This window comes from Microcoleus sp. (assembly GCF_049646505.1).
Lineage (GTDB): Bacteria > Cyanobacteriota > Cyanobacteriia > Cyanobacteriales > Microcoleaceae > Microcoleus.
Window position 1 is genome coordinate 1 of sequence record NZ_JBARVX010000470.1, and the last position, 3,741, is coordinate 3,741.

General features: G+C 49.4%; 5 protein-coding genes and 1 other RNA gene. 4 read left to right on the forward strand and 2 right to left on the reverse strand.

The features are described 5' to 3' along the window. Nucleotides 1–37: 37 nt before the first annotated feature. Nucleotides 38–361 (reverse strand): hypothetical protein, encoded by a 324-nt coding sequence (locus tag WBA89_RS22625; protein WP_424409621.1) that lies wholly within the window; start codon nucleotides 359–361, stop codon nucleotides 38–40. 75 nt (nucleotides 362–436) lie between these two features. Between WBA89_RS22625 and cobJ the strand changes: the two genes are divergently transcribed. After that, the gene (gene cobJ, locus WBA89_RS22630) at nucleotides 437–2,266 is read left to right on the forward strand and encodes a precorrin-3B C(17)-methyltransferase (RefSeq protein ID WP_424409623.1); all 1,830 of its coding nucleotides are present in this window, start codon (nucleotides 437–439) and stop codon (nucleotides 2,264–2,266) included. Nucleotides 2,267–2,425: 159 nt separating this feature from the next. Here the strand turns inward: cobJ and WBA89_RS22635 are convergent, their stop codons facing one another. Beyond that, nucleotides 2,426–3,004 (reverse strand): 2'-5' RNA ligase family protein, encoded by a 579-nt coding sequence (locus WBA89_RS22635; protein WP_424409625.1) that lies wholly within the window; start codon nucleotides 3,002–3,004, stop codon nucleotides 2,426–2,428. Between the two features lie 120 nt (nucleotides 3,005–3,124). Here WBA89_RS22635 and WBA89_RS22640 point away from each other — a divergent pair, with 120 nt between their 5' ends. The 3 genes from WBA89_RS22640 to WBA89_RS22650 all read left to right on the forward strand — a co-directional run. Continuing rightward, complete coding sequence (locus tag WBA89_RS22640) at nucleotides 3,125–3,391, forward strand: YciI family protein (RefSeq protein ID WP_424409626.1); 267 nt, start codon at nucleotides 3,125–3,127, stop codon at nucleotides 3,389–3,391. 23 nt (nucleotides 3,392–3,414) lie between these two features. Beyond that, nucleotides 3,415–3,511: signal recognition particle sRNA small type (gene ffs / locus WBA89_RS22645), an RNA gene on the forward strand. A 23-nt stretch (nucleotides 3,512–3,534) separates the two neighbouring features. Continuing rightward, a partial coding sequence (locus WBA89_RS22650) for a phasin family protein (RefSeq protein WP_424409628.1) occupies nucleotides 3,535–3,741 on the forward strand: 207 nt, incomplete at its 3' end.

The following is a 3,741-nucleotide window of genomic DNA, read 5'->3' on the forward strand; positions in this document are numbered from 1 at the left end:
TTGAGCGATCGGCAACATAAATTGCTACGTAAAACCGTTAAGTTTTAATCAATTCCGAGGGCGTTCTCCACAGTAAATCCAACCGATTCGCCGGCATCGTCAAATACAAAACATCCCCCGCACTCAGCAAAGGTATAATGCCTGCAGTTTCAAAATAGCGAATTAATCGATCGATATAATGCTGTTCGGTAATGACGTGTTTGCGGTAAAGTAAGATTCCCACAACTGGGAATTTTCCTCTGTCTGATTTTTGACACCAATTGGTGTCAATTTTTGGGGAACGGGCATCCGATCCGCCAGTTTTAGGGTGCATCGCTGGGAGATTTTCGAGTTGATTGACCGATTCTTCATTGCGACGCACCCTACTATATTTTGTATGGTGCTAAGAACCAATTAAAATAATCAAACCAATCCAAACACAGGCATATTTACAGCAGTGAAACGAACACCTCCGGCAATAGTTATCTTAGGTCAAAACAGCCTGCCGATCGCCCAAACCATCTCCGCAATCTTCCCAGGTTCCCAGATTTACGGTTTAGTCGATCGCACATCCGACACAGACATCAACTTTAGCAACTTCGGCGAAACACTGCGGGAACTGTTCGCAACCCAAACCCCAATCATCGCCATCTGCGCCGCCGGAATCATCATCCGCACCCTCGCCCCGCTGCTGTCAGACAAACGCGCCGAACCCTCAGTCTTAGCCGTCGCCGAAGACGGAAGCGCCGTTGTACCGCTGCTGGGCGGTTTGCACGGCGTAAACGACTTGGCCAGAGAAATTGCCGCCGCCCTAGGCGTACAACCCGCCATCACCACCACCGGAGATATCCGGTTTCGCACCGCCCTGCTGAGTCCTCCCCAGGGCTATTATTTGGCGAATCCAGAGGATGCGAAGACTTTTATTTCAAATTTGCTCGCCGGGGCGAAAGTACGCATTGAAGGGGATGCTAGCTGGCTTTGGGAGAGCAATTTGCCGTTAGCGCAGCCCGCCCCTACGGGGGCTGCGCCAACGGAGAGGATCGCCCCGTCAGCCAAATTAACCATCCGCGTCACCGAAAAAGCAGTTTTACCAACAGCAGATTGTTTAGTTTACCACCCGAAAAAGCTGGCAGTTGGACTCGCGAACCTATCGAATATGCAGCCAGAAATAGCCGTATCTTGCGTGCAGAAATTACTGACAAAAACCAATTTAGCGGCAGATTCAATTGCCGGATTTTTTGCCTTAAAAGATGAGATGGGAAATCCGGCATTAGAAGCAGTTGCAGAATGTTTTCAAGTCCCAGTCCGTTTTTGCAATCTCTCTGAACTTGTCGAATTAAACTCTATTGAATTCAGCGAAAATCAGGCGGCACAAATTGCCCTGACAGCAGCGGGTGCAAACAGTCAGTTAGTCGAATACGATCGCACAAACGCCTTCAATTGCGCGATCGCCCTTGCTGCAGAACCGATCGATCCAAGTGCGATCGGCATTAGCCGCGGCAAACTGGCGATCGTCGGTACCGGGCCCGGCGGCGCGCCCTGGATGTCCCCGGAAGTTAAGCAAATTTTGCGCGAAGCCACCGATTGGGTGGGTTACAAGTTCTATCTCGACTTAGCCGGAACCCTGCGGGAAGGACAAAACAGGCACGATTCCGACAACCGCGAAGAGATCGATCGCGCCCGTTTTGCCCTAGATTTAGCTGCATCCGGCAAATCTGTAGCCGTGGTTTCGTCGGGAGATCCGGGGATTTTTGCGATGGCTGCGGCGGTGTTTGAGGCGATCGACTCTGACAGCAAACCCGAATGGCAAGGCATCGACATCCGGGTAGCACCGGGGATTTCTGCGATGCAGGCGGCCGCTGCTGCGATCGGAGCACCCCTCGGACACGATTTTTGTGCGATTTCGCTTTCAGATATTCTCAAGCCTTGGGAGGTCATAGAACAGCGCATTTCTGCCACCGCCAAAGCGGATTTAGTTGTGGCATTTTACAATCCGATCTCAACAAAGCGGATTTGGCAATTGGGAAGGGCGATCGAGATTTTGTTGCAAACTCGCGATCCAAAAACCCCGGTTGTATTGGGGCGAAACCTCGGCAGGCCAGGCCAATCCGTGCGCGTTTGCACCCTCGGCGAATTCCAGCCGGAAGATGCGGATATGAGAACTTTAGTAATTGTTGGTTCGAGTCAAACTCGGATTATTCCCCGCAAATATGGAGGAGATGTTTGGGTGTACACGCCGCGCAGGTACGATTTAAGTTCGCAGTCAGGACTTCAGCCCGATCTTTAAGGACTGGCTTTTGTGAGTGCGAACTTAGTAGACCTCTTGCAAAAGTCAAATTTACCCCCTTAGTCCCCTCTTATTAAGGGGAGAAACAAGCATAATCTTGCTCCCTCCCCTTAATAAGGGGAGGGTTGGGGTGGGGTGCTTTGGATTTTTGCAAGAGTTCTATTGATTGAGGATTGTTGGAGGTTCGGCTCTCAGGGGGAACTGTTTGCTGATGTTCCAGCGGCTGCCGTCGTGAAGCAGCAAGGTTAACGCGGCAGCGGTAAATTCAAATAACAGCTCGCGCCCGGAGAATTCCAACCACGCTGTTTGAAAATTCTCCTGAGTTAAATCGCGAAATGCTACAGTCATGTGCGGTATAAATGGGCGAGTTTGAGAAGCAGAATTGACTATTCCCAAATTTTCTCTTACATAACTCATCAAATCTTTTTGAATTTCCAGCAATTCGGGCGATTTGACAACATCAGCGTAAATGACGCGGGGCGCGAAAGCAGCAAAACCAGACATAGTAATTGGAATTGCCAGTCGGTTTGCAGCAAATGACTTTAAACTTTCCTCCAATTTCGCCACATCCGCTGCCTCCCACTCAAAAGGAGGTTGCAGCGTGATGTGGGGCGGCGACTTCAAAGCACCGCGGCTGTTGTAGTGTTCCGCAAAATATTGTTTAATCTCAGTAATCTGCTGTTCAATATCGGGAGGCGGTACTAAAGCAATAAAAAATCGCTGTTTTGACGAGTTCATAGGATAACATCGCAGTTAAGAAAGGATGGTGGAAAATGGAATAGGTCGCATTTGCCCTCGACCCTATTCCTCATCACCCATTCTCAATCTAAAATATAAAATCTAAAATCCCAAATAAAAATGCCTTGGTTTGTCAAAATTGAGCAAGGAATTGTCGAAAAGCCCGTATTTGACCAGTACGTGTCCGCTCACAGAGCTTATGTCCGAGAGTTGATTTCTAAAGGACACCGAGCCAAAAGTGGCTACTGGGCGAGGCGGGGCGGCGGTATGTTGATGTTTGAGGCGGATTCTATGGATGAGGCACGGGCGATCGTCGCTGAAGACCCGCTGGTGAAGAACGGTTGCGTTATTTATGAAATTTATCACTGGTGTGTGGTTGAAGAATAAATAACTGTGTTATACTCACAAATGAACTGGACCCACGCGATTCCAACGCCCAAATCTTGTCAGGACCGGAAGGTAGCAGCAACACGGGATGCTTGTAATAGGCGTGGTCTCCGGTTCACCCAGTTTTATGAGGTATAGCTCCTATGCCTGGTTTCGGAGATATTTTACAGAAAGCAGTTTATCTTGGTGTCGGGCTAGCTTCCTACGCTGGTGAAAAAGCAGGCAGCAAGTTAACTGAATTACGCACTGAAGCCCAAAAGCTGGCAGATGAATTAGTCAAGCGGGGCGAAATGTCAACGGAAGAAGCACGCCGCTTTGTTGACGATATGGTACAACAAGCTCAGCAGCAG